This window comes from uncultured Flavobacterium sp. (genome assembly GCF_963974175.1).
Classification (GTDB): Bacteria; Bacteroidota; Bacteroidia; order Flavobacteriales; family Flavobacteriaceae; genus Flavobacterium.
The window spans coordinates 1-25,033 of sequence record NZ_CAXBBR010000007.1; the positions used below are offsets into that span (position 1 = coordinate 1).

Below are 25,033 nucleotides of genomic sequence, written 5' to 3' on the forward strand. Positions count from 1 at the left end.
CGCTCCAGTAGTACCAGTTGCACCGTCAATACCATTTATTCCAGCGTCTCCTTTTGCACCGTCAACACCATTTGCACCGTCAATACCATTTATACCAGTGTCTCCTTTCGCTCCAGTAGCACCGTTCATTCCGTCAACACCATTTATTCCAGCGTCTCCTTTTGCTCCAGTAGCACCATTTATTCCAGTATCTCCTTTTGCACCAGTAATACCATTTGCACCAGTATCTCCTTTTGCTCCAGTAGTACCGTTTATACCGTCAATACCATTTGATCCAGTGTCTCCTTTTACTCCAGCAGCACCGTTTATACCGTCAATACCATTTATACCAGTATCTCCTTTTGCTCCAGTAGTACCATTGGCACCGTCAATACCATTTGATCCAGTGTCTCCTTTTGCACCAGTAGTACCGTTTATTCCGTCAACACCATTAATTCCAGCGTCTCCTTTTGCACCGTCAATACCATTTATTCCATCAACACCATCTGTACCATTTAAAGAAGTGATAAACTCAAGTTCGGTACCTGTGTTTCCGAGTGATAACCATATTTCATAAGCTGATTTTCCATCATCTCCAGTCTGTGCTTTATCTCCCTTGTCTCCTTTATCTCCTTTTGGACCTTGACTAGTATTAGTTCCATTGTTTCCGTCTGAAGCCCATGTTGGGATGTCTTTTGTACCAATATTGTTCTCAATGGCGTTAACTGTAGTATTAAATATCATCAAACCCTTAGCAGGTCTTACAATTAAGTCACGTTCTGTTGAAGTCATTCTTGGCAAAAGGAACCCTTTGGTTGTAGAACTAATATCTAGAACTGAGGATTCATCGGGGCTTTTAGTCCCAATCCCTGTTTGAGCACTAATAACACCCGAAATAAGTACTATTAAAATAAATAAGTAATTTTTGACTTTTTGCATTGTTTTTATATTTAGGAGCGATTTATTGTAGATTAAAATCTAATAGCTATTATTAATTATTTTCTTTTTAATAAGTGAATTAACATTATATAATTCCGTTGTTACAATGTACATACCAAACTCATAGTTGAAAGGTTGACTGTATTTGAAGTCTCCGTTTAGGTCTTTTAAGAGTACTAGTTTGCCTGTAACATCATGAACAATCAAAGTCTTTATCGGTTGAGAAGCTTCGATAAATAACATATTTTTATTTACATATACTGTTAGTTCTACTTTATTAAATTCAGTAACCAGTAATTGCTTTGTTTTTGCGCCTAAGGAAAAAGCTGAAAAAGCCGATAAGTCTACTTTCGCATTCGTACTAATAGAGCCCGAATCTAAGTCACTTATTGCACCTAGTATAGAATGTTCATCAACTATCGAAGGTATTGTTACCCATGTAGACCCATTCCAACCTACAATAGTTAAATTAGATAGTGAAGAGGATGTTAAATCTGAAATAGCACTTGAGAGTCTCCAACTAAGCGAAATAGCGGCACTTACTCCGTTACTTTTTATATCCCAATATTCAACCGAAGAGATTGAAGAGATTGATGTATCCAAAGCTCCACCAATCGAGTTTGGCGTCGCTCTAAAATAAGCAGCATCTACACCACCAGTATTTGATGGGATTACTTGAATTGGAGCATAAACACCTGATTGCCCTATCGGTAAGATGAAGGCCTCGTGGCTTAGAGTTTGAGCATATCCATCTACAAAAGCGTTTTCGCTCGCTCCACTACACCATGCTCCAATAGGAAAAGACAAAACACCATAATTCAATTTTGTTCTGCTAGTTTTTATTGTTGCTACGCCTGAACCAAAGATAAAGTTTTCGGCTCCAACATAAAATAAACTATTATCGCCAACGTATAGATCATTGTTATTTTGAACTTGGGCCTGTAGCGTATTCAATTTGAAAAAGAGAATTACGAATAAAAAATAGGGAAAAAAGCTTTTGAATATTATGTTATACTTCATTACTGAAGTAACATCATATCCATCCAAATAGCTTGCTAACTCGTACTTTTTCATCTTTTACACTAATTTATGTAGCGTAAACTTACAGGTATAAACTGATGCTCTTTTTTATTTTCGTTAAGAGTTGTTTACCTATCGGTGAATCTATCTAAAGTGTCGACGAGTGGAATTGTTAAGGAAAACGATGGTTTTTACTTTTTTTTGTTATTGTAAAATCATGAATAGATGCATAGTGAATGCCCGAAATAACAATTAATTTCATCTCCTATATTTTTTGGAGTTTTAAAAAGCAGCAATTAAATAGTGAGCTAGATTTCCGGAGCCTATCACAATAACTTTAATCATTTGTTAAAATCAGTAAAAAAAATGAAGTAGTATGTTAAATAACAGGAGAGAGTGCGAGCGGTTCTGCTTTTCTGCAATGTAGATATAAACAAAGGGTTCATTACTTTTTTCCTTCATTATTGCTCAGGTATTGACTTTTTAAGCCCAACAGATCTTTAGAGTTTAAGACCGTTTATATATAGCCTTTATTAAATTATTCCCAATTAAATTCAATATTTTTAGGGTATTTTATCTTTAATTCTGATTCTATTTTACTTTGCATTTCCTCAAATTCAAACCCGTATATTTTATTAAAGTTGTTATATCCTTCTACCCAAAGTTTAGATGATTTTTCAAAGCCGTAATTATCAATTAAATATTTGAAAAAGGCTTCAATATACCCAAATAAGTGTGTGTTTACGCCATAAAATAGCTTTTATGGTGTTGTGCTAATTTATAGAAAAATGAGTAGAAGGAGCTCTAATTATATAAACTAAATATCACTTTTAGTCGGTTTTGCGTGAGGGGTAGAAGCTGGCTACCGCAGTAGCGCGGATGACCCGACAGCTTCCCGAAAAAGGGCGTATCTAGACAAAGTGAATTAGCCCTTTTTATGGGACGGTGGCACGCCCAGATAATTCGGTATCTTAATTTATTTATTTCAACAAATCGGGATTGCTTAGGATCAATTCTATTTTCTTTATGATTACAGTAATCTGATTCATTTGTGTTTCTATATTTCTAAAAAACAGACTAATATCTCTGTTAACCCAGCTTTCAGAAATAACTCTTGCGCCCAAACTAATTCTTAAAACAGCACTTTCAATATCAGTACTATATTTTACATTAACGGCTTGTCCGATATGGCACTTTTGGGCAGCAAGCCTAATAATTTCTAGTGGAGAATCTTCAAACTGATCAGATATATCTGAATTTAGTAATGTATAGAGCTTTTTTACATTATCAACAGATAAGACTTCGTTTTCTTTAAGTATAAAGAAAGGGAAAATGGTACGGATATTTCTTATTCCAAATTCTTGACTATTATAACTATTCGCTTTTGTATCATCACCATAAATGGGTTCTAAAAAAGTGGCTTCTTTTATTGAATCGTCAATAAAATTACAGAACATCTCAATACCCATGTTTCTATATAAAACGGGTGTTTTATAGTATCGGTCCATTTCAACGATGGCAGCGTTCCAGCGCATGTAAGAACCGTAATTATATCCATCGGATAAATCATTTGAACAGAACCACGATGTTGGCCAATCCGAATGATTGTAATATTGGGTTAATCCTTCTGGTAACTTATTTTTTGCAGAATGGATTAATTTACTAACACTCTCGGGTAGAAGTAATGCACCTGAATAGGGAGGCCCGGTAAAGTACTTACTTCCCGTTACAGTAACAATATATCCTTTATTTAAATAATTTTGTATGTCTTTAGGGTCTAATCTAAGTTGCGAACCGTCCACAATAATCTGCATTGATAGGGCATCGATTGTATTCAGTTTTTGAATTAATGCATCACTAGGTGATTGATATCCTAATTTCGATTGATCCATAGTATGCAGTACTACGTGTCTGCCTAACTCATTGGTTTTAGATATGGCATTATAGACCTCCTCGTCTAATTGATTGGTTGATTTTAACGCACCATTCTCATCTCTAAAAGTAATTTTAATCAAATCAACATCTCTAAATCCTTCAATTTTATCCCCTTTCTTAATAGGATAATTTAAAGCGGTTGTGTTTTCAAAATGACACCCTTTTAATGCCGCAGGTATACCGCTACCAGTTTCATCAGAAGCTACTAAAATATGCGTAATGTCTTTTTCGGACATAATTTGAGTTATAGCTGCTATTTGAAGTGAAGAATCAGTGCCTGATGGGGAAAAAATTATTTCACACTTATCATTTAACTTAAAAATCTTTCGGAGGTTGTCTTTTAGTAATTCAGAAAACTCGATGGTTGCGTTTTTAAAACCATTTTTCAAGCTATTTCTAATTAAAATACTTCTAACTTTATCTGTTTTATCAAACGCAAAATTAGAAACACTAGTTCCAGTTGAAGAGGCAAAAGTGAATGCATCGGGTCTTGGAAATGGTCGGCAACCATATTTATTTAACAAATCAATTTCGTCAATATTCAATCTAAGATCACCACCAGACATTAATAAATATTCTGTTGGTTTTGCTAGGTTTTCAACAATTGGTTTCCATGATTCTTTAAATGCTTTGTTGGCAGTATTCACCCCGTGAAAAGCCTGTAGCTCTTTGTATTGTAATACAGATTCAGGATTTATTTCCTTTTCATTTTTAATCAAATCAATTAAAAAATAATCAAGGTTTTCTAATTTTTCTTTATCATCTTTAGGTAGCAATTGATAAAATATTCGAGTCACTTCAAGCGCTGCTATATCGCATAAAACAATATCCTGTTTTTCGTTATTCAATGCTTTATACCAAAGCTGCCATTCAATACCATATCTTAAATAAACTAGAGCTAAAACTGGTTTATTTAATAATGACGAACCAATTATAATCGATTTGTTGGGTACAATTTTAAATACATTAGGCTCAGTAGTTGAGGTAATAATATTTATGTTATTTATCTTAGGTACTGTGTTGAATCTTTTTAAAACGCGAACTAGATAATTCACATTTTCTTTTTCAAATATACTGCTTCTTTTATATTGATTTTCAATAAGTATATTATTTGTCATAGGTATTATAATTTATAACGTTCATCAGAATGAAGTTCTTTACTAGGAATATTTTCTTGATTATCTAACAATCCAAATATAGTGTTTGTTCTAATATCAAACTTTGCAAAGAACGGCTTTATATCAATAAGAGTAGCTCAATTTAATACATCAACCATTTTTATTTCAATAGAATTGTTTGCAATTTCTAAAACTTTATCTGAAAAAAGCTTGATCGTAGCCGGTCGCTTAGCTGGTTTGTTGGTAAATATGACTTTGTGCCATAAAACGGTTTTTTGTTAATTTATAGAAATAGGATTACAAATAGTTCTAATTGTAAATGTAACACATCATTTTCATGCGAATTTGCGTGAGGGGTAGAAGCTAGCTACCGCAGTAGCGCGCATGACCCGACAGCTTCCCGAAAAAGGGCATATCTAGACAAAGTGAAGTAGCCCTTTTTCAGGGACGGTGGCACGCCCAAAAGAAAGGCGGTATTAGGGACTTTAAACCCTTAATTTTGGATTAAATTAACAATTGTAGCAAGATAGAAGTCAACAATTTTAAGTACTTTTGTCGCACTTTTATAAAAACGTAATTCCTTACAAATGGATAAAAAATTATTCTCATTTTTATTTTCTACACGATTAATGGCGCTTCTTTTTCTCTCTTTTGCAATAGCAATGGGCGCAGGAACTTTCATCGAAAGTAAATATAACACGGATACAGCTCGCATTTTAATTTATAATTCTTGGTGGTTTGAAGCGATAATGGTGTTTTTTATGATCAATTTCATAGGGAATATTAAGCGTTACCAATTATTGAAAAAAGAAAAATGGGCTACTTTATTACTTCATTTGTCATTTGTTTTTATTCTTTTGGGTGCATTTGTAACCCGGTATATTAGTTATGAAGGGATGATGCCGATACGTGAAGGAGCTGCTGAAAATCAGTTTTATTCAGACAAAACATTCCTTACCGTTTTTATCGATGGCGAGTATAAAGGGGAGATGAAACGTAGAGTTTTTGAAAAACCACTCTTGCTTTCACCAGTTACTAATAACAATTTTTCAATCTCTGATAAGTTTGCGGACACTCCGTTTGAAGTGGAATACGAAAACTTTATCATGGGTGCTAAGGAATATGTAAAAGCGGATCCTACGGGCGTTTTGTATTTCAAACTTGTGGAAGCCGGTGATGGCGGACGTGAAGAGCACTTTCTAAAAGAAGGAGAGGTTCAGAATATCCATAATGTTTTATTTGCTTTAAACAAACCAACCGAAGGTGCGATTAATATCAATACTACCGGGAAAGAATATACCATTCAAACACCATTTGAAGGGAATTTCATGAGAATGGCTGATAAATTAGAGGGTGCGGTAACGAAAGATATTGTACAGCCTTTAATGATGCGTTCACTTTATAGCATAGGAGAAAAAAGATTTGTTTTTCCAGACCCTGCTGTAAAAGGGGTGATTGCTTATGAATCTAGTAATGATTTTAAAGCAAAAAATCATACTGATGCTTTGGTGCTAAAAGTGAAGGCTGAGGGACAGGAAAAAGAAGTGACTGTTGTGGGTTCTAAGGGGAGAGTAGGAGATTTTCAAACGGTAAAAATTGGAAATTTAGATTATACTTTTTTCTACGGTAGTAAAGCTTACGTTTTACCTTTCAAGATAAAACTGAATGATTTTATCGCTGCGAAATACCCGGGAACGGAGAAAAGTTACTCTTCTTTTGAAAGTAAAGTGACAGTTCAAGATTCTACAGAGGTATTTGATGCGAGGATTTTTATGAATAATGTTTTGGATTACAAAGGATATCGATTCTTTCAATCTTCATTTGACCCGGATGAAAAGGGAACGGTCTTATCTGTGAACCACGATTTTTGGGGAACGTCAATTACGTACGCTGGTTATTTTATGTTATTTTTTGCAATGATGTCTATTATGTTTACAAAACACTCTCGCTTTGCTGATTTAAAACGAAAATTAGATGTGGTTAAAACTAAAAAATCAAAATTGATTACGATTTTAGTTTTAATGATAAGTATGACCAGTTTTGCACAGACGCACAATCACGAGCATGATGAGAATGGTGAACATGCCGATCATATTGAAAAGGGGAATCACACTAGAGTTGCACCAACAGAAAAACAGTTGGATTCTTTACTTAATAAGTTCAAAGTTAAAGAAGAGCACGCATTAAAATTTGGAAGACTGATTATTCAAGATGCCGGAGGTAGAATGAAGCCAATCAACACTTTCTCATCTGAATTATTGAGAAAAGTGAGTCATGCTAATGAGTACAAAGGAATGAATTCTGATCAGGTATTTTTATCAATGTCTCAGTATGCACAATTCTGGATCGAAATCCCTTTAATTTATTTAAGAAGCGGAAATGACAGTATCAGAAAGTTAATAGGAGTAGATGTAAATGCGAAAACAGCTCCGTTCATTGCATTTTTTGATGAAAAAGGAAATTATAAATTATCTCCTTATTTAGATGATGCATACAAAGCGGCTAATCCGAATCAGTTTGAAAAAGACTTTATTGAAACGGATAAGAAAGTAAATTTAATGGAATCTGCGCTAAGCGGAAGAATTTTAAAGATTTTTCCGATTCCGAATGATCCTAATAATAAATGGGTTTCTTCCTTAGAATTGAATGAAGCTGGATTAAAAGGAATGGATTCTACTTATACAAAGAGTGTTTTACCATTGTATTTTGGTTCTTTAAATAATGCTTCTCAAAACGGTGATTATAAAAATGCAGATGATTTAGTAGAAAGTCTTAACGGCTTCCAAAAGAGATTTGGTAGTAAAGTAAGACCTAGTGAGGATAAGATTACGGCTGAAATATTATACAACAAGTATGATTTACTTCAGAAGTTGCCATATGCTTATGTTTTCGCTTCTATTTTAATGTTACTATTTACAATCCTTCAAATATTTAAGGACAGTAAGCTAATGCGAATTTTGGTAAATAGCATGCATATTTTTATTGCATTTTTGTTTGTCTTACACACTTTGACATTAAGTGCACGTTGGTATATTTCAGGACATGCGCCATGGAGTAATGCCTATGAAGCGATTGTTTATGTGGCTTGGGCAACGATGTTTTTTGGTTTAGCATTTGATATCAAATCTAAATTAACTGTAGCTTCGGCGGCATTTGTTACATCAATGATTTTATCAGCTGCTTACATGAACTGGATTGATCCTGAAATTGCAAATTTACAACCGGTTCTTAATTCGTATTGGTTAATGATTCACGTTGCCGTTATTGTAGCGAGTTACGGTCCATTTGCATTAGGAATGATCTTAGGTTTTGTTTCGTTGTTGTTGATCTTTTTTACCAATGAAAAAAACAAGGCTAAAATGGATCTGAATATCCAAGAAATTACTTATATCAATGAAATGGCTTTAACAATAGGACTTATTATGTTGACCATTGGGAACTTCCTTGGAGGACAATGGGCAAATGAAAGTTGGGGTCGTTACTGGGGATGGGATCCAAAAGAAACTTGGGCATTGATAAGTATCATGGTATATGCTTTTGTAATTCACGCTCGATTTGTCCCTTCTTTAAGAGGGAAATGGACGTTTAACTTGATGAGCATGTTTGCTTTTGTTTCTATTTTGTTTACTTATTATGGTGTAAACTTTCACCTAGTAGGATTACACTCTTACGCAAGCGGTGAAGCACATTCCTTGAGTTGGATTTGGTATTCACTAGGAACAATAACATTTATAGGTGCTATTACGTATCCAAAATATAGAAAGTATTATAAGAAATAAGATTTTCAAATAAATTACAAAAGGTTCAACTTAACGGTTGAACCTTTTTTTATTGTAAGAAAATTTGAGTTTTATGAAATATGTTAACCAGCTTTTATAATTTCTTTGACAGCCGCTTCATAATTCCTTATACTCTGTGTCTTTTTTATCTTTTTATGCACTTTATGCGGGTTCGAAAAAATGACTGAAAAGTACTCCCATAAATGGTGCATTTTTAATAAGATGTGTGTCGAACCAGATAAGGATTCGCTATATCCTGCGTTTAGGGTGTCATGAAATTCACTAAACAATTCCATTTTATTTTTTGGGTATTCTAAGCTGTTGCTTTTAATCATACTGGGTAAAAAAGGATCAGCAATTAAGCCTCTACCTATCATCCAATGATCTATCGTCGGGAAACGCGCTTGCATTTCGTGGAACTTAGCTACCGAAGTAATATCGCCGTTGTAATACAATTTAAGTTTGGTGTTATCGACACAGGCTTGAAAAGCATCCAAATGTACGCCTCCTTTGTACAATTGTTTTCCAATGCGGGCGTGAATAGCAACATTCTTAATTGGGTATTTTTCTAGAATAGGAAAAACATCCAGGATTTCTTCGGTAGTATCATATCCTAAACGCATTTTCATCGAGACAATAATATCCGATTCGTTATGAACTTTATGTAGAATTTGGTTGATTTTTTCAGTGTTACTTATCAATCCTGATCCCATTCCACATTTGGTTACCATCGGGTAGGGGCATCCTAAATTCCAGTTTAATTCTTTATATCCTAATTCCTGTACATACTTTGATACAAACAAAAATTCATCGGCATCGTTCGTTATAATTTGTGGAATTACTTCAAGGGTATTATTGTTCTCTGGTAATAAATCACGCTGATAGGAGGATTTAATAACCATTTTTCCGTTTAAGCGGATGTAAGGCGCATAAAAAGTATCTATTCCGCCAAAAATTTTGTTTTGCGCATTTCTAAAACGGAAATCTGTAAATCCTTGTAAAGGAGAGGAAAGTAAGGTATAGCTCATGTACTGTTTAAAAAATGCAAATATAAGGTACTTTAGATTGTTATGGTTTCCATTTAAGGGATATGTTGTCCAAACTCGATTTAAGTAAAAAAACCAGACTCTCGTTTTGAAAGTCTGGTTTTAATTAAAATGCTATTTTATGAATTGCTATACCTTACCTAAGGTGTATAATTGCTCCATTGTAGGGCTTAAACTTCCACCTGCAGGTTCCAATGTAATTCCGAAGGCTTCTGCATCGCCAGTGCTACTAACAGCAAAAATGCGTTGGTTGTTTTTGTCAAAGTTGTCTAGTAATCCAATGCTCGTTGGAGTCAAAGGATTCAGTTTTAGAGCCCAAACCTGATATACCATTCCTTTTGGAGGCTCTGGTAATCCAGCTGCATCAACATAAACTACTTGGCTTTCTTTGTTCCAATATACTTTTGCAGATGATTCTGGTGCTACAGCCTGTCCACCTAAGGTTACGACGGTATTCTTGGTATCTCTTACGACTGCAAGACCTATTTCATTTTGCTTATTTTTAAGTTCTAATTGATTAAGTTCTTTTTCAACTTTTGCTTTTTCAATTTCAGTACTTACAACCTGATTACTGGTTTGTTCCAATTGATTATATTGGAATCCAATACCAACCAATAAAAGAACGGCAGCTGCCCATCCAATGTATTGTGACCAGTTTCTTGATGTTTCCATTTCTATTACTGGCGTGTGTTTTAGTTCCAACTTAGCTTTGATCTTCTCATAATTAGCCACCGAATGGAAGGGTGAAAAACTAGAGGACAAGGCTACAATTGCTTTCTCAATGGCAATAATTTCATCCTTAATTTCAGGATGCGTATTAGCCATGGTAGTAACTTCTTCATTTTCGGTATCGCTTAGCAAACCATAAACGTAGAGTTCTAATATTCCGGAGTCGTTATATTCTTTTGTTTCCATTATACTTTCAAATAGTTTCTTAAATCATTAATACAATTTCGATTGTGTGTTTTTACCGTTCCTAAAGGGATTTCCAACTCTTCCGAAGCTTCTTGTTGGGTATATCCTTTAAAGAACAATAAATCTATTATTTGTATACATTTTGGTTTGAGTCTTTTGACAAACTCTTGTATTCCAATTGTATCCACTTTATCGACTAGTTTGTTACTGTCGTCTAATAGATTTACGAAATTATCTGAGGAAAGGTTTTTTTGACTGTTGTTAAAATTTTTAGATCGAAGTTTATCTATAGAGGTATTCCTTGCTATATTAAGGATCCAAGTATAGAATCGCCCTTTACTTTCATTATAGGAATCAATATTCTTCCAAATTTTAATGAACACTTCCTGAAGTACATCTTCAGCTTCTTCCCGGTTTCTAACAAGGACATTTATTACTGAAAATAAACTTTTCGAATACATATCATATAAGTGCGTAAATGCTTTATCATCCTTCTTATATATTAATACCAATAATTCGTCTTGGGTCATAATTAATTAATTTTAGTTATACAAACATATACATTCTTATCAACAATTAAGATAATAGCTATAAACTAAGTATGAAAAAATATAAAATGTTAATTATTTAGTTTTTTTGTTTGTTAATTAATACCTTGTAATATAGGTGTTTACGTATTTTTCTAAATAATATTTAGAATTATTTATGATTTTTTAAAACCATAACGGAAACAATCCCGTAAATGCTTTTATAACCTTTTAAATTATAACAAAATGAAAAAAACAAAAATGGTATTAGGTCTTTCGCTAATTGCGATTTCAGGCTTAATCTTAGTAGCAGCGGATCACGTAGATGCTCCATCAGTAACAGGTAATGCAGCAGACATTACAGATTTGTACACTTTTCAAGGACAAGAAACTAATAATTTAGTTTTTGCCGTTAACACTCAAGGGTTGTTAAGTCCTAATGCAACGGGTGCCGCAGCATTCAATGAAAATGTGATGATTGAAATTAACATCGACAATACAGGCGATAATGTGGAAGACTTGGTTATCCAAGCAATTAAAAAAGGAGATAAGATGTACTTCTTCGGACCATATGCTCCAGGAACAACTGGAACATCAAGTACAATTAAAACCAGTGCGGCATCTGGAAGTGTTGCGATATCTAAATATGGTGCAGCAGCGGTAACGTCTACTGAAAACGGAATGAAATTTTTCGCAGGACCGAGAGACGATCCATTCTTTTTTGACTTAGGTCAATTTCAAGCAATCCTTGGAGGAACTGCTACAGCGTTTAAAAATCCAGGTACAGATACTTTCGCTGGTTCAAATGTACTATCAGTTGTAGTTGAAGTTCCAAAAACAATGTTAGGTACAGCAGCCTCTTTAAATGTATGGGCAGAAACTAAGAAAAAACAATAATTAATTATTCTTTATTAAACTTTAAAATTATGAAAACAAATAAATTCAAAATCATAGCTATCGCAGTAGTTTGCGCTCTAGGTGCAGTAAGCTGTAATGATGACGACAATAACGGAGATGCAATGGCAAGTGCTGACTTCTCAGGAACTTTTGTACAACAAGATCAAATGGCTAGACCAGCGATAAACACAGTTTTTATTGCTTCGGGACAACCTAAAGATGACTTTAATGCGGCTATACCTTCTGCAATGGGAGCGAAATATCAGCCAATTTTTGAGTCTAGATTAAAGGCGTTAAACCCTGGATATACAACGAATGCTTTAGGGTTGACTGCGGCACAATTTACAGGAGTGTTAGCAACTGATGTTTTAAACGTGAAAACTTCTGGAAAAACAACTTTTTTCGATGGTACTAATGTATTAACAGGTAGAGCTTTGGCTGATGATGTAATTGATGTTGAGCTAATCTTAATCTTTGGTGGGCCAACAGGTGGTTCTAATACTGGTCTTACTTCAGATCACGTAGATGCAAATGATAAAGCATTTACCACTTCTTTTCCATACTTGGCAGCAGCCTGGTAATAAATATATAAAAAACAGAGCTCTGTCAGAATTAGTGAGCTCTGTTTTTTTTTTTTCTAACAACAAACAAAACAACAACAAACAAAAAATATAGATTATGAAACCTTATAAAGTTATCCCCGTCCTGGTTTTTACAATCCTTTTTATTTTCGCTTGCGATACGAAGAAACAGAACCAGATTACAAATACTTCCGATTATAATAAATACTTGCATGTTGATGGTAATAAATCATTGGACTTTGCAAATAAGGAAATTGATTTTTGGCAAAAAAAATACGATGCAGCTCCTAATCAAAAAAGTTACTTAGGAATAATTGCTTCGAAGTATGCCACTCTTTTTGAATATACGGGAGATATTAAAAATTTATATAAAACAGAAGATTTACTAGTTCAGTCTAATGAAGCTAATAAGTATTCTAAAGTATCGACAATTCGATCATTAGGAAGAAATTATATTGCACAACATAGATTTAAGGAGGCTTTAGGTTTAGCTAATAAAGCTTTGGCTATTGGCGAAGGACGAAAAGAAACTCAAAAACTGTTGTTTGATGTCCAAATGGAATTGGGAAATTTCGTTGAGGCGGAAAGTAATTTGAATGCATTAAAAGACATGAATGATTATGATTATCTAATCCGTTTAGCAAAATGGAACGATCATAAAGGCGATTTGAAAACGGCGATTACTTTTATGGAGAAAGCCAGAGATATTGCTGAAAAGGAAGATAATAAAATACTTAAAATATGGTCTTATTCTAATCTAGGTGATTTTTATGGTCACGCTGGTAGAATTCAAGAATCATATGACAGTTACTTAAAAACATTAGCAATAGATCCCAATTATTCCTATGCTTTAAAAGGAATTGCTTGGATTGTATTTTCTCATGAAAGAAATACTAAAGAAGCAAAAAGAATTGTGGAAGCTATTGAAATTACACATAACACTCCAGATTTTTATTTATTAAAATCTCAGATTGCTCAATTTGAAGGTGATGATGCTGCAGCCTTAAAAGATAGAAATGCTTATTTCGCTATGCTTGAAACGAATAATTATGGAGCGATGTATAATAAATACAACACTTTGATTTATGCTGATGCAAAAGAAACAGCGCCTAAAGCATTAGAAATTGCAAAAATTGAAGTCGATCACAGACCTACACCAGATTCTTATGATTTATTAGCTTGGTCTTATTTGAATATGGGGCAAAAGGATAAAGCATTAGAAATTGCCAAGAAATATGTGGTAGGCAAATCATTTGAACCAAAGGTGCAATACCACTTGGCAATGATTTACAAGTCCAATAATGAGAACCAAAAAGTAGCGCCTATAAAGGAAGAATTGCTTTCTAGTATGTATGAATTAGGTCCTAATTTAGAGCAAAAGGTTAATCAATTATAATTCCACCATGAGATATTTTTTTACAATAGTACTTGCCTTTTTAGGGTTGGTATCGCACAGTCAAATCCAAAAAGGAGTTGTTGTAGACGAATTTGGGAATGCAATTGAGAACGCTTATATCGTAAATACCAATTCGGAGGCACATGCACATACTAATGAGTTAGGAATGTTCAGCATTGATAAATCAGTAGTAGGAAATGTTTTGATAGTAACAGCCTTGGGACACAAAAAGGCAAACTATACTCTAATTGAAACGGTTAACAGAATTCTGTTGGAAGAGGATATCTTTAGATTAGATGAGATTGTGATCCAACAACAACTATCGGCAATGAATGTCATTTCAAAAATTGATTTGCAAACTACGCCCGTAAATTCCTCTCAGGAAATATTAAGAAAAGTTCCAGGATTATTCATAGGACAGCATGCTGGAGGAGGAAAAGCAGAACAAATATTCCTAAGAGGATTTGATATAGATCACGGAACTGATATTGCCATTTCTGTAGATGGAATGCCTGTAAATATGGTATCGCATGCACATGGTCAAGGCTATGCCGATTTGCATTTTGTGATTCCGGAAACAGTAGAAAAGATAGATTTTGGAAAAGGGACGTATTATGCCAGTAAAGGGGATTTTGCAACGGCAGGATACGTCGCCTTCCAAACTAAAGAAAAGTTAGACAAGAGTAGTATAAGTATAGAGGCGGGTCAGTTTAATACTTTAAGAACGGTAGGAATGTTTAATCTTTTGGGAAACCAGAAAAAACAAAGCGCCTACATCGCAACAGAATACATCTTGACAGACGGTCCATTCGATTCTCCTCAAAATTTCAATAGGGTCAATTTGTTAGGTAAATATTCGGCGGTTTTGGATGACAATAGTAAGTTCTCAGTATCTGCTTCTCGTTTTTCCAGTACTTGGGATGCATCTGGACAAATACCACAACGATTAGTAGATAATGGAACTATTTCTAGATTTGGATCAGTTGATGATACCGAAGGAGGAACGACATCGAGAACAAATATTAATGCGTCGTTAAGCAAACCTATAGATGAAAATACGTTCTTGAAAGCCAATGCTTTTTATTCGAAATATGATTTTGAACTGTATTCTAATTTTACTTTCTTCTTAGAAGATCCTATAAATGGAGATCAAATCAAGCAAAAAGAAGACCGATCTATCTACGGTATGAATGCAGAGTTAAATAAGAAAATAAAAAGTAATGATTTGGATGCTTCATTTCAATTAGGCGTAGGTTTTCGTGCTGATGCTACTATTGATACTGAACTGTCCCATACGTTGAACAGAAGTATTACTTTAGAAAATATTAAATTAGGGGATATTGATGAGACGAATGCATTTACGTACTTGAATTCAGAATTCAAATTCGGGAAATTGACTATCAATCCAGCAGTAAGATTAGACTATTTCAAATTTAATTACAGAGATAAGTTAGCTCCTATATATAAAACACAGACCGAAAGTGAAGTAAAAGTATCACCGAAACTTAATTTTATATATTCTCAAAACAACAATTTACAATTTTTTGTAAAGTCGGGAATAGGGTTTCATTCAAATGATACTCGCGTTGTCGTTCAAAATAATGGGAAACAAATTTTACCTACCGCGATAGGAACTGATGTAGGAACGATTTGGAAACCTTTCCCAAGGTTAATTGTGAACTCAGCATTATGGTATTTGTATTTACAACAAGAATTTGTCTATGTGGGTGATGCAGGAATCATTGAACCTAGCGGAAAAACAAGAAGAATGGGAGCTGATTTAGGATTGCGTTATCAATTGAATGATTGGTTGTATTTTGATGCGGATGCTAATTATACATATGCCAGGAGCATAGATGAACCAAATGGGCAAAACTACATACCTCTTGCGCCAGACTTCACGTCTACCGGTGGATTAAGTTTTCAAAAATGGAATGGACTTTCGGGAGGATTAAGATACCGCTATTTAAAAAACCGTCCTGCTAATGAAGATAATTCAATTGTAGCCAAAGGATATGCAATAGCTGATTTTAATATCAATTATGAATTTAAAAGTGTCACTTTTGGAGTTTCAGTAGAGAATCTATTGAATACAAAATGGAATGAAACGCAATTTGCCACTGAATCAAGATTAAAAGATGAGTCTAACAGTGTGGAAGAAATTCATTTTACACCTGGAACACCCTTTTTTATGAAAGCTAGAATAACGTATAAGTTTTAGTAAGGAATAAATGATTTTGTTTGTTTTGTTAGAAAGGCCTGCCGTTACTACTTTTTGTGCGTCAGGCTTTTTTATTCCAGAAAGATATGTACTAAAACATAAATACGTCACGTTTTTTTAACGTTTGTTCAATCAAAATAGCAACCTTGAATACATAGAAGTAATTTTGAATTTGTTTAATTTTATCAAAAAATTAATTATGAAAAAACTATTGGTACTAACGTGTAGTGCATTATTTCTTTTCAGTTGCCAAAATCAGGCACAAAGCAAAAAATTAAATAAAAATAAAAGTGAAATCGCTATGGAAAAACAAAATATTTATCAATTTAAGGTTGAAGATTTATCAGGAAATGTATTCGATTTTTCTAGCCTAAAAGGAAAAAAAGTAATGATCGTAAATACGGCTTCAAAATGTGGACTAACACCTCAGTACAAGGATTTAGAAGCGATTTATAAAGAATACAAAGACAAAGGCTTTGTGATTGTCGGTTTTCCTGCAAACAATTTTGCATCGCAAGAACCGGGAACAAATGAGGAAATTGCTTCTTTTTGCCAACTTAATTACGGTGTGACTTTCCCTATGATGGATAAAGTATCTGTAAAAGGAGATGATATGTGTGAGATATACCAATTCTTGACGCAAAAATCTAAAAACGGTGTAGAAGATTCAGAGGTGTCGTGGAATTTCCAAAAATACCTAATCAATGAAAACGGAGAACTAGAAAAAGTAATTGCGCCTCAAACATTACCAACTGATGCATCAGTTATCGACTGGATAAAAGCATAGTTTTTTTAAGTTTACAGCATATAAGAAAGCGATTTTCATTTGTGAAAATCGCTTTTTTATTATTCCAAAATTAGCTGCATGAAGACAGAGTGCAACCAGCGGTCAAATTTAAATCCAGAATCTTTTATTATTCCTGCGGTTGTGAATCCAAATTTTTCATGAAAGGTTATGCTACTTTGATTTTCAGCATCAATAACTCCAATCATTGTATGTAGTCCTTGTTTTTTAGCTAAGTCAATTAATTCTTGTAGCAGTATTTTTCCAATTCCTTTGCCATGAAAATCATTGTGCACATAAACGGAATGTTCTACGGTATATTTATAAGCTTCTCTGAACCGGAATTCACTGTACATTCCAAAACCGGCAACAACGCCATCTAATTCAGCTACAATTACGGGGAATCCTTTATTAATTTTATCTTCTAAAATTGTTTTTTGTTGTTCATAGCTTCGTACATTATAATCATATAAGGCAGTTGAATTTAAGATGTTATAGTTGATGATATCTAATATTACTTGGGTATCTTCTGTTTGGTAAGGTCGAATTTTGATTTCCATTTTGATCAGTAAAATTTATTTCCAAATTTAAGAAAAATCAGTTAAAATGAGACGAAAAGAAGGAGCAAGTTTGTAACTTTGCTTAGATTGAGGTTTTGAAGAATATTAGAGACTTTAAACCTTAAACTTTAAACTAAAATTTAATGATTTACCCCAAAATACCTTTAGCGCAAAGCATTATTCAAACTTGTTTAGCCAAAGGAATTACCACTATAATAATTTCTCCAGGATCGAGAAATGCCCCTTTAACAATTGGTTTTACTAATAATCCTGCTTTTGAATGTTACAGTATTGCGGACGAGCGCTGTGCTGCGTTTTTTGGTTTGGGTATAGTCCAACAAACTAAAAAACCAGTAATATTGATTTGCAGTTCTGGTTCGGCATTATTGAATTACTATCCAGCACTTGCGGAAGCCTTCTATAGTCAGATTCCGCTAATTGTCATCTCGGCTGACCGACCGCAAAGCAAAATTGATATTGGTGATGGACAAACTATCCGTCAGGAAAATGTATTTGCAAATCATTCTTTATACAATGCCAATTTGAACGAGATGGTTTGTGTTGAAAATGACACTAAAATAAAAGAGGCGATCGACATTTCAATTGCTCAAAAAGGTCCTGTACATATCAATGCCCCTTTTGAAGAGCCTTTGTATGAGACAACTTCTGAGCTTTCTGTGAATGTGAGCGTAACCGTTTCCGCAAAAGATACGCAGTCACTTTCACACGATGAGGTAGCCGAGTATGCTACGATTTGGAACCAGGCTACAAAAAAATTATTGCTAGTGGGCGTGAATGACCCTGATGCTATTAATGAAAGCATAATCGAAACTTTAGCTGCTGATGAATCGGTGGTAGTTTTGACTGAAACGACATCAAACGTACATCATCCTACATTTATCAATACCATAGATACTTTAATCACTCCCTTTACTAGTGAGGATTTTGAGGATTTTCGTCCTGAGATATTAGTCACTTTTGGCGGGATGATTGTTTCGAAGCGGATTAAAGCCTTTTTACGAAAATACAAACCAAAACACCATTGGCATATCGATTCTCTAAGAGCATACGATACTTTCAATGCGTTGACAAAGCATTTTGAAGTAGAACCAAATCTATTCTTCGATGTGTTTTTACCGTTGACAAGATCAGTTGAGAGCGACTATTTCAAGAGTTTGGATGCTGTCAATAAATTACGTGAACAAAAAAGCAAAATCTATTTGGATACAATTCCATTTTCAGATTTTAAAGTTTTTGAAAAAGTGATTCCAAGTCTACCTAAAAATTCGCAGTTACAAATCAGTAATAGTTCGGCGATTCGTTACGCACAGCTGATTGCTATTGATCCTTCAATTGAGGTGTATTGCAATAGAGGAACTAGCGGTATTGACGGAAGTACCTCCACTGCTATTGGTGCGGCTGTGGCCAATGGAAAACAAACGGTATTTATAACGGGAGATATTGGTTTTTTATATGATAGCAATGCCTTATGGAACAATTACATTCCAAAAAATTTTAAAATAATTTTGATTAATAATGGAGGTGGAGGAATTTTTAGAATTTTACCTGGACATGAAGAGACCCCTGTTTTTAATACTTTCTTTGAAACGTCTCACTGTTTAACCGCAGAACATTTAGCTACGATGTACGGTTTTGAATATACGATTGCTAGTGATGAATCAAGCTTAGAAATAGGTTTAGCTACTTTATACGGTCAAAATGAAAAGCCAGGAATACTGGAGGTTTTTACACCAACGCTTGAAAACGATTCTATTTTGTTGCAGTTTTTTAAAGAGTTGTTGTAATCTGTAGAATTAAAAATAGCGGTTTGTTAAAATAAATTATACTAACTGAGTTTTAATAGGGAATTGTTGGTATTACTGTTGAAAACAGTTTTTTTAAGGTCTTTTGCATCATATTTCGCCCTTTATTGGTTGTATTTTGAATAATTTATTAAGAAAATAAAGCGCTCTTATAAATAAATGTTTAAATTTGAGAGTATAATAAATTATTAACTAAACTATTAAATTTTTATTTATGAGCAAGAGAGACGAATTAATTGAAAAATATGCTGCAGATTTAAAAGATAAATGTGGTGTAACTCCAGATATGGATTTATTGACAAAAGTAACTATTGGTTGTGGCCCGTCAATTTATAATGCAGATGCTGCAACAGTGGCTGGAAGCCAACAAGCAGAATTAGATACGGTTAAAAATAATTTTCTAATCAAAAAATTAGGTTTAGCAGATGGAGCAAATTTAGACGCAGGTATCGATGCAATAATGGAGAAATACGGTCGCTCTAATAAAAATAAATACAGAGCTGTTGTATATTACCTATTAGCAGTTCACTTCAAAAAAGAAAGTGTTTACAATTAATATTTTTCTTTGTATAAAATTTAAAAAGCGCCTTATGGGCGCTTTTTTTGGTTCTGTCTTATCTCTATGTATAACATTGTATGTAGTGAGTCTTTACGATATTTATTCCTCGAGCAACTGTTTTATCTGAAGATTAAATTTTTTCCCGCCATAGTTGGCGAACCCCTCATTGTGTAATCTCATTATTCCAAATTTATCCAAAACAATGGTAGTAGGTAAGGAACCCGAATAAATTTCTTTCGGAACGATTGATACGGCTTGAAAAATGGGCAACGAATAATTTTTCTTGTCTAGAAACTGCTGTCCCGTGGCTATATTATCATCCATGTTGATCATCAAAAATACAATTTTATCATTATTTTTAAATTCAGAGTGGAATTTTTCTATAGAAGGAAATTCAGCAACACATGGTGGACACCAAGATGCCCAAAAGTTGATGAAAACAACTTTACCTTTCAAGTCAGATGTATTTTGAACATTGCCTTCGTAATCCTTAAAATCAAAATGATTACGGAGTGTATTATCTGAAGAGTTAACTGATGAAATCTCAGCGTTGAAAAGACCAGTGAACATCAACTGCTTGATGAGAAAAGATTTTGCATCTGGGCTGAATAGTAAAATAGTAATAAAGATTAGGAATACAATTGTCGATAAATTTTTCTTAATCATTTTTAGATTAATGAGTTGTTTGGATTGTTTCTCGTCACTGTTTTTTCCTGTCATTACTAATTGTGTTAGATTATACTATTTTTGATGCAGACAGCGCTCTTTTGTTTGCGTAATCACATGATTTTTTAACGAATTGGTATTGGAAAAACTGGCAAGCTAGCATGTCCTAGTTCATCTATCGCTTGAACGGCAAAAAGGAAATTATCTTTAGAATACGGTATTGTTGCTTTGGTATCTGTTACAAAAATCATTTTCTCCCAGTTTGTGGATGAAGTTTCTCTAATTAGTACTTGGTACCCGTACGTTTTTTTATTTTCAGCTGCTTTCCAAACCAATGTTGAGAAATTAGTCAGGTCTTTTACCTCAATTCCCACATTGGTAGGTGCTTTTGGTGCCCAAGCTAAATTAGCCAATGTGGCTAAATTTGATGCAGTTATTTTGCGTAGGTATTCAAAGTCCATAAATTCAGGTAAGTCACCATATTTAATCGTATTTTCAGTTCGTAAGTCTTGGTGCTGGTGATTATAGTTTTCGTTCATTTCACAAAAACGAATAGCGGTAAATCCATTTTGACTAAAAGGAGTATGATCACCTCCGCGTAAAAAACGATCGTTTCTGTAGACAAGATTTATCTCTAATTGGTCAACATATTGATCTGTTACTGTTTTTATGTAGCGGGCTAATAACCTGGAAGGGCTGTCGTTGTCTCTATTTGTTAGCTTTCTCATTTTTGCTTCGTCCTCAGTTTCAAGATAGGGAGTCGCTTCGCTAAATACTCTTACTTTAGTATTGTCTCGTAGGTTTGTTCCGCTAGATAAGCTGTTTCCTATCATATCGTTGTTAATCATCGCTACGATATTCCAGTTTTCTTGTTTGGCAAGTTCAGCTAAATGCCTGGCGCCATAAAGTCCTTGTTCTTCGCCTGTTACTGCAACAAAAATGATAGTATAAGGAAATGACCTTTTACTCATTATTTTAGCTAGTTCCATCATAGCTGCTACACCGGAACCATCATCGTTAGCACCTGGTGCATCTGATTTAGCATCCATAACATCCGAAACTCTGGAGTCTAGATGGCCACTAATAATTAGTACGCGATCATCGCTAGAATCCGTTCCTTTTAATGTTCCCATTACATTTCCCAATTGGCTGTCGACTGCGATACGTCGTCCGTCTGCTTTTATGGTAAAATAATCGATTTTTGAACTAAGTCGACCATTTGATTCTAAAGCGTATTTATCAAATTCAGATTTAACCCATTGTTGTGCTGCGCCAATGCCTCGCGTTTTACTTTTTGTATCGCTTAAGGTATGACGGGTTCCAAAGGAAACAAGTTTTTTTACGGTGTTTTCAAGGCTTTCAGCTTTGACTTCAGTAATCATTTTTTTGATTTCGGGATCATCAACTGTAATTTGGGCGAAGCTGATTTGAGTAAAAAATAATAAGGCAAAGAGGTAACAAAAAGGATTTGGTTTCATTTGTTTTTTGGTATTTAATTTTCAGAATTTAAAATTAAGTAAAAAAAGAAAGTTAATAGGTAGTAAAATTAATTTTAATAGTTGTTTAATGAGTTTTTGTTGGTTTAGAAGAGAACGAAACGCTGTAATTTAGCCCCGATAGAAGTGCGTATCCTTTTTGGGCTGGGGTTTAGCCCAAAAGATACTGCGGATAGCGGGACGAATCGTTTTTGTAATTTATATTGTTTTTGCTTCTAATAAGGAAAATACTAGGGAATTGTATAATGGGGTGGGTTTACTATTTTCAAACTTCGTACCTTTGCGGCTTAGAAAATTGAATAAAATGATTGAAATAGGAAAATACAATACGCTTACAATACTTCGTGATACTAAAGTTGGTTTATTTTTGGGTACACCAGAGACAGACCCTGAGGGAATACACGACATACTTTTACCTAATAAATATGTGCCTAACGAATTTGAGATAGGTGAGGAGTTGATTGTTTTTGTTTATTTAGATCATGAAGAACGTCCTGTAGCAACAACGCTAGAGCCTTATATTTTATTAAATGAATTTGCACTTTTACGTGTAAATTATGTTAATCAGATTGGTGCTTTTATGGATTGGGGAATGGAAAAAGACATTCTGGTTCCGTTTAAAGAACAGGCTCGTCCTATGGAAAAAGGTAAGAGATATTTGGTTTATCTTTATATGGATGAGAAAACAAACCGTTTAGTTGCTTCAAGTAAGACGAATCAGTTTCTTAAAAATGAAGAGCTTACTGTTGAAAAAGGAGAAGAGGTAGAGCTAATTGTTTCTCATATAACGGAAATAGGAATCAATGTAATTATTAACGAGCAGTTTAAAGGCTTGTTGTATAAGGATGAAGTATATGATGATGCTATTCGTACGGGAGACCGTATGCGTGGTTACATTAAAAATATTCGTCCTGATAACAAAATTGATGTTTCACTACAGATTCAAGGATATCAAAGTATCGAACCCAATGCAGATATAATTCTAGATGAATTAAGAGCCAGTCGCGGTTTTTTAAGATTGACTGATAGTTCACACCCAGAAGATATTAAGACTGTTTTAAAAATGAGTAAAAAAACATTCAAGAAAGCGATTGGAGCTCTTTATAGAGAAAAGCTAATCGAAATTAAAGAAGACGGAATATACTTGATTAAAGAATAAAAAAAAGAAAGACTAATCCAAAAGGGTTAGTCTTTCTCTCTTTAATACCATTTTATAAAATATAAAACGACATCAAAATAATTACAATTTCATTTTTTAGTAGTTCTATTACTTTTGCAATTAGTTTTTTAGTATAAATACTATTTTATAAATATTGACTCAAGCATAAAATTACTTCAATGAATACTTGTCTTTAGATGTTCAAACATTTACTTAGCAGCTAAGAATCAATTTCACATTAAAAGCCATTGGTTTTGTATATATATTGCAAGATTCTTTCTCTAACATTAGTCAACTTATCCAATATGGTAAGTGAGAAAAGAATTCTTTTTTTTAACCGTCGGTGTTACTCTTTATTTTTTTGCTGGTTTTATAAATGATTTTCTCATTAGCTCGATTGTCAAGGTAGCAGAATTAGTAGTGTAATTTAGTACCTTAGAACAAGGAGCGACAAAATTTTTAATTGAATTCAAATTATTCTTTTTTTAGGTTAATAAATCAGTGAAGTTTAATTGCTAAATCAGGATTGTTTATTCGTATTCTGCTGATTAGCATGATCTAAAATTAGTCATTATAGTAGTTGACGACTGTTAATAAGCTGTTTTCTTTTAAACTTTAACACTTTACAGCCGTTTTGTAAAGGAAGGATTTCCAAAGCTTCCCTCATAGAATAGTATAAAATGCAAAAAATGATTTATTTTTACACTTAAATAATTTAAATCAATTATAATGGATTGGATCACCGCCAAAGAATACGAAGATATCACCTATAAGAAATGCAATGGAGTCGCTAGAATAGCGTTCAATAGACCTGATGTCCGCAATGCTTTTCGTCCAAAAACAACAGCTGAGTTATACAACGCATTTTATGATGCACAAGAAGACACTTCAATTGGGGTTGTTTTGCTTTCTGCTGAAGGTCCTTCGTCTAAAGATGGAGTGTATTCTTTTTGTAGTGGTGGAGATCAAAATGCTCGTGGTCATCAAGGGTACGTTGGAGAAGACGGTCAACATCGTTTGAATATATTAGAAGTACAACGTTTAATCCGTTTTATGCCAAAGGTAGTAATTGCCGTGGTTCCTGGTTGGGCGGTAGGTGGTGGTCATAGCTTACATGTCGTATGTGATTTAACGCTGGCGAGTAAAGAACACGCCATCTTTAAACAAACAGATGCTGATGTGACTAGTTTTGATGGTGGTTACGGTTCGGCTTACCTTGCAAAGATGGTAGGACAGAAAAAAGCACGAGAAATCTTTTTCTTAGGACGTAATTATTCAGCTCAAGATGCAATGGATATGGGAATGGTAAATGCCGTTATTCCACATGCAGAATTAGAAGATACCGCTTATGAATGGGCACAAGAAATATTAGGCAAATCACCTATGGCTATTAAAATGCTGAAATTTGCCATGAACCTGACAGATGACGGAATGGTAGGACAACAGGTTTTTGCGGGTGAAGCTACCCGATTAGCTTATATGACGGAAGAAGCTAAAGAAGGTAGGAATGCGTTTTTAGAAAAGCGCAAGCCAAATTTTGAAAAGAAATGGTTGCCATAAAAAGTTTAAAGTTTAAGGTTTGAAGTTGTCTTAATAAAGACCTTTAAATTGTCATACATTAAATTTTAAACAA

General features: G+C 34.0%; 18 protein-coding genes and 1 pseudogene. 10 read left to right on the forward strand and 9 right to left on the reverse strand.

Annotation, left to right across the window (positions count from 1 at the left end):
* The 3 genes and pseudogenes from AAC069_RS11845 to AAC069_RS11855 form a co-directional block, all read right to left on the reverse strand.
* Positions 1 to 918, reverse strand: a pseudogene (locus AAC069_RS11845) (hypothetical protein); the annotation flags it as partial.
* Between the two features lie 39 nt (positions 919 to 957).
* Positions 958 to 1,992, reverse strand: coding sequence for a hypothetical protein (locus tag AAC069_RS11850; protein ID WP_339920681.1), 1,035 nt, complete (start codon positions 1,990 to 1,992; stop codon positions 958 to 960).
* A gap of 926 nt (positions 1,993 to 2,918) precedes the next feature.
* The gene (locus AAC069_RS11855) at positions 2,919 to 4,991 is read right to left on the reverse strand and encodes a hypothetical protein (protein WP_339920683.1); all 2,073 of its coding nucleotides are present in this window, start codon (positions 4,989 to 4,991) and stop codon (positions 2,919 to 2,921) included.
* Between the two features lie 587 nt (positions 4,992 to 5,578).
* Here AAC069_RS11855 and ccsA point away from each other — a divergent pair.
* Positions 5,579 to 8,770 carry a cytochrome c biogenesis protein CcsA gene (gene ccsA / locus AAC069_RS11860; RefSeq protein WP_339920684.1) on the forward strand — a complete coding sequence of 1,064 codons (3,192 nt, stop codon included), beginning with the start codon at positions 5,579 to 5,581 and terminating at the stop codon, positions 8,768 to 8,770.
* A gap of 83 nt (positions 8,771 to 8,853) precedes the next feature.
* On the opposite strand, the gene AAC069_RS11865 is transcribed toward ccsA, so the two are convergent.
* From AAC069_RS11865 to AAC069_RS11875, 3 genes are all read right to left on the reverse strand, one after another.
* Complete coding sequence (locus AAC069_RS11865) at positions 8,854 to 9,798, reverse strand: tRNA-dihydrouridine synthase family protein (protein WP_339920685.1); 945 nt, start codon at positions 9,796 to 9,798, stop codon at positions 8,854 to 8,856.
* A 147-nt stretch (positions 9,799 to 9,945) separates the two neighbouring features.
* Entirely contained in the window at positions 9,946 to 10,731 is a 786-nt protein-coding gene (locus AAC069_RS11870) for an anti-sigma factor (protein ID WP_339920686.1), read from the reverse strand.
* On the reverse strand, positions 10,731 to 11,261 hold the full coding sequence (locus tag AAC069_RS11875; protein ID WP_339920687.1) for an RNA polymerase sigma factor: 531 nt from the start codon (positions 11,259 to 11,261) through the stop codon (positions 10,731 to 10,733). The genes AAC069_RS11870 and AAC069_RS11875 overlap by 1 nt, the downstream gene beginning before the upstream one ends.
* Positions 11,262 to 11,504: 243 nt before the next feature.
* Here AAC069_RS11875 and AAC069_RS11880 point away from each other — a divergent pair, with 243 nt between their 5' ends.
* From AAC069_RS11880 to AAC069_RS11900, 5 genes are all read left to right on the forward strand, one after another.
* Entirely contained in the window at positions 11,505 to 12,155 is a 651-nt protein-coding gene (locus tag AAC069_RS11880; RefSeq protein ID WP_339920688.1) for a DUF4331 family protein, read from the forward strand.
* Between the two features lie 29 nt (positions 12,156 to 12,184).
* A complete protein-coding gene (locus AAC069_RS11885) occupies positions 12,185 to 12,736 on the forward strand; it encodes a DUF4331 family protein (RefSeq protein WP_339920689.1) in 552 nt (183 codons plus the stop codon).
* A 97-nt stretch (positions 12,737 to 12,833) separates the two neighbouring features.
* The gene (locus tag AAC069_RS11890; RefSeq protein ID WP_339920690.1) at positions 12,834 to 14,132 is read left to right on the forward strand and encodes a hypothetical protein; all 1,299 of its coding nucleotides are present in this window, start codon (positions 12,834 to 12,836) and stop codon (positions 14,130 to 14,132) included.
* Positions 14,133 to 14,139: 7 nt separating this feature from the next.
* Entirely contained in the window at positions 14,140 to 16,353 is a 2,214-nt protein-coding gene (locus AAC069_RS11895; RefSeq protein ID WP_339920691.1) for a TonB-dependent receptor plug domain-containing protein, read from the forward strand.
* A gap of 199 nt (positions 16,354 to 16,552) precedes the next feature.
* Positions 16,553 to 17,140 carry a glutathione peroxidase gene (locus AAC069_RS11900; protein WP_339920692.1) on the forward strand — a complete coding sequence of 196 codons (588 nt, stop codon included), beginning with the start codon at positions 16,553 to 16,555 and terminating at the stop codon, positions 17,138 to 17,140.
* A 59-nt stretch (positions 17,141 to 17,199) separates the two neighbouring features.
* Here the strand turns inward: AAC069_RS11900 and AAC069_RS11905 are convergent, their stop codons facing one another.
* Positions 17,200 to 17,697 (reverse strand): N-acetyltransferase family protein, encoded by a 498-nt coding sequence (locus AAC069_RS11905; RefSeq protein WP_339920693.1) that lies wholly within the window; start codon positions 17,695 to 17,697, stop codon positions 17,200 to 17,202.
* Between the two features lie 143 nt (positions 17,698 to 17,840).
* Between AAC069_RS11905 and menD the strand changes: the two genes are divergently transcribed.
* Entirely contained in the window at positions 17,841 to 19,502 is a 1,662-nt protein-coding gene (menD, locus tag AAC069_RS11910; RefSeq protein WP_339920694.1) for a 2-succinyl-5-enolpyruvyl-6-hydroxy-3-cyclohexene-1-carboxylic-acid synthase, read from the forward strand.
* Positions 19,503 to 19,734: 232 nt separating this feature from the next.
* Positions 19,735 to 20,076, forward strand: coding sequence for a DUF2853 family protein (locus AAC069_RS11915; RefSeq protein WP_339920696.1), 342 nt, complete (start codon positions 19,735 to 19,737; stop codon positions 20,074 to 20,076).
* 102 nt (positions 20,077 to 20,178) lie between these two features.
* Here AAC069_RS11915 and AAC069_RS11920 read toward each other — a convergent pair whose 3' ends face one another.
* A complete protein-coding gene (locus AAC069_RS11920; RefSeq protein ID WP_339920697.1) occupies positions 20,179 to 20,799 on the reverse strand; it encodes a TlpA disulfide reductase family protein in 621 nt (206 codons plus the stop codon).
* Positions 20,800 to 20,870: 71 nt separating this feature from the next.
* On the reverse strand, positions 20,871 to 22,223 hold the full coding sequence (locus AAC069_RS11925; RefSeq protein WP_339920698.1) for a M28 family metallopeptidase: 1,353 nt from the start codon (positions 22,221 to 22,223) through the stop codon (positions 20,871 to 20,873).
* A 322-nt stretch (positions 22,224 to 22,545) separates the two neighbouring features.
* On the opposite strand from AAC069_RS11925, the gene AAC069_RS11930 reads away from it, so the two are divergent.
* Positions 22,546 to 23,400 (forward strand): S1-like domain-containing RNA-binding protein, encoded by an 855-nt coding sequence (locus tag AAC069_RS11930; protein WP_339920699.1) that lies wholly within the window; start codon positions 22,546 to 22,548, stop codon positions 23,398 to 23,400.
* A gap of 729 nt (positions 23,401 to 24,129) precedes the next feature.
* Positions 24,130 to 24,960, forward strand: coding sequence for a 1,4-dihydroxy-2-naphthoyl-CoA synthase (locus AAC069_RS11935; protein WP_074724270.1), 831 nt, complete (start codon positions 24,130 to 24,132; stop codon positions 24,958 to 24,960).
* The last annotated feature ends 73 nt before the right edge of the window (positions 24,961 to 25,033 follow it).

Excerpts from the sequence above, each read along its gene's own strand:
- AAC069_RS11850 (WP_339920681.1), bottom strand. The coding sequence starts at position 1,992 with ATGAAAAAGTACGAGTTAGCAAGCTATTTGGATGGATATGATGTTACT.
- AAC069_RS11855 (WP_339920683.1), bottom strand. The coding sequence starts at position 4,991 with ATGACAAATAATATACTTATTGAAAATCAATATAAAAGAAGCAGTATA.
- ccsA (WP_339920684.1), top strand. The coding sequence starts at position 5,579 with ATGGATAAAAAATTATTCTCATTTTTATTTTCTACACGATTAATGGCG.
- AAC069_RS11865 (WP_339920685.1), bottom strand. The coding sequence starts at position 9,798 with ATGAGCTATACCTTACTTTCCTCTCCTTTACAAGGATTTACAGATTTC.
- AAC069_RS11870 (WP_339920686.1), bottom strand. The coding sequence starts at position 10,731 with ATGGAAACAAAAGAATATAACGACTCCGGAATATTAGAACTCTACGTT.
- AAC069_RS11875 (WP_339920687.1), bottom strand. The coding sequence starts at position 11,261 with ATGACCCAAGACGAATTATTGGTATTAATATATAAGAAGGATGATAAA.
- AAC069_RS11880 (WP_339920688.1), top strand. The coding sequence starts at position 11,505 with ATGAAAAAAACAAAAATGGTATTAGGTCTTTCGCTAATTGCGATTTCA.
- AAC069_RS11885 (WP_339920689.1), top strand. The coding sequence starts at position 12,185 with ATGAAAACAAATAAATTCAAAATCATAGCTATCGCAGTAGTTTGCGCT.
- AAC069_RS11890 (WP_339920690.1), top strand. The coding sequence starts at position 12,834 with ATGAAACCTTATAAAGTTATCCCCGTCCTGGTTTTTACAATCCTTTTT.
- AAC069_RS11895 (WP_339920691.1), top strand. The coding sequence starts at position 14,140 with ATGAGATATTTTTTTACAATAGTACTTGCCTTTTTAGGGTTGGTATCG.
- AAC069_RS11900 (WP_339920692.1), top strand. The coding sequence starts at position 16,553 with ATGAAAAAACTATTGGTACTAACGTGTAGTGCATTATTTCTTTTCAGT.
- AAC069_RS11905 (WP_339920693.1), bottom strand. The coding sequence starts at position 17,697 with ATGGAAATCAAAATTCGACCTTACCAAACAGAAGATACCCAAGTAATA.
- menD (WP_339920694.1), top strand. The coding sequence starts at position 17,841 with ATGATTTACCCCAAAATACCTTTAGCGCAAAGCATTATTCAAACTTGT.
- AAC069_RS11915 (WP_339920696.1), top strand. The coding sequence starts at position 19,735 with ATGAGCAAGAGAGACGAATTAATTGAAAAATATGCTGCAGATTTAAAA.
- AAC069_RS11920 (WP_339920697.1), bottom strand. The coding sequence starts at position 20,799 with ATGACAGGAAAAAACAGTGACGAGAAACAATCCAAACAACTCATTAAT.
- AAC069_RS11925 (WP_339920698.1), bottom strand. The coding sequence starts at position 22,223 with ATGAAACCAAATCCTTTTTGTTACCTCTTTGCCTTATTATTTTTTACT.
- AAC069_RS11930 (WP_339920699.1), top strand. The coding sequence starts at position 22,546 with ATGATTGAAATAGGAAAATACAATACGCTTACAATACTTCGTGATACT.
- AAC069_RS11935 (WP_074724270.1), top strand. The coding sequence starts at position 24,130 with ATGGATTGGATCACCGCCAAAGAATACGAAGATATCACCTATAAGAAA.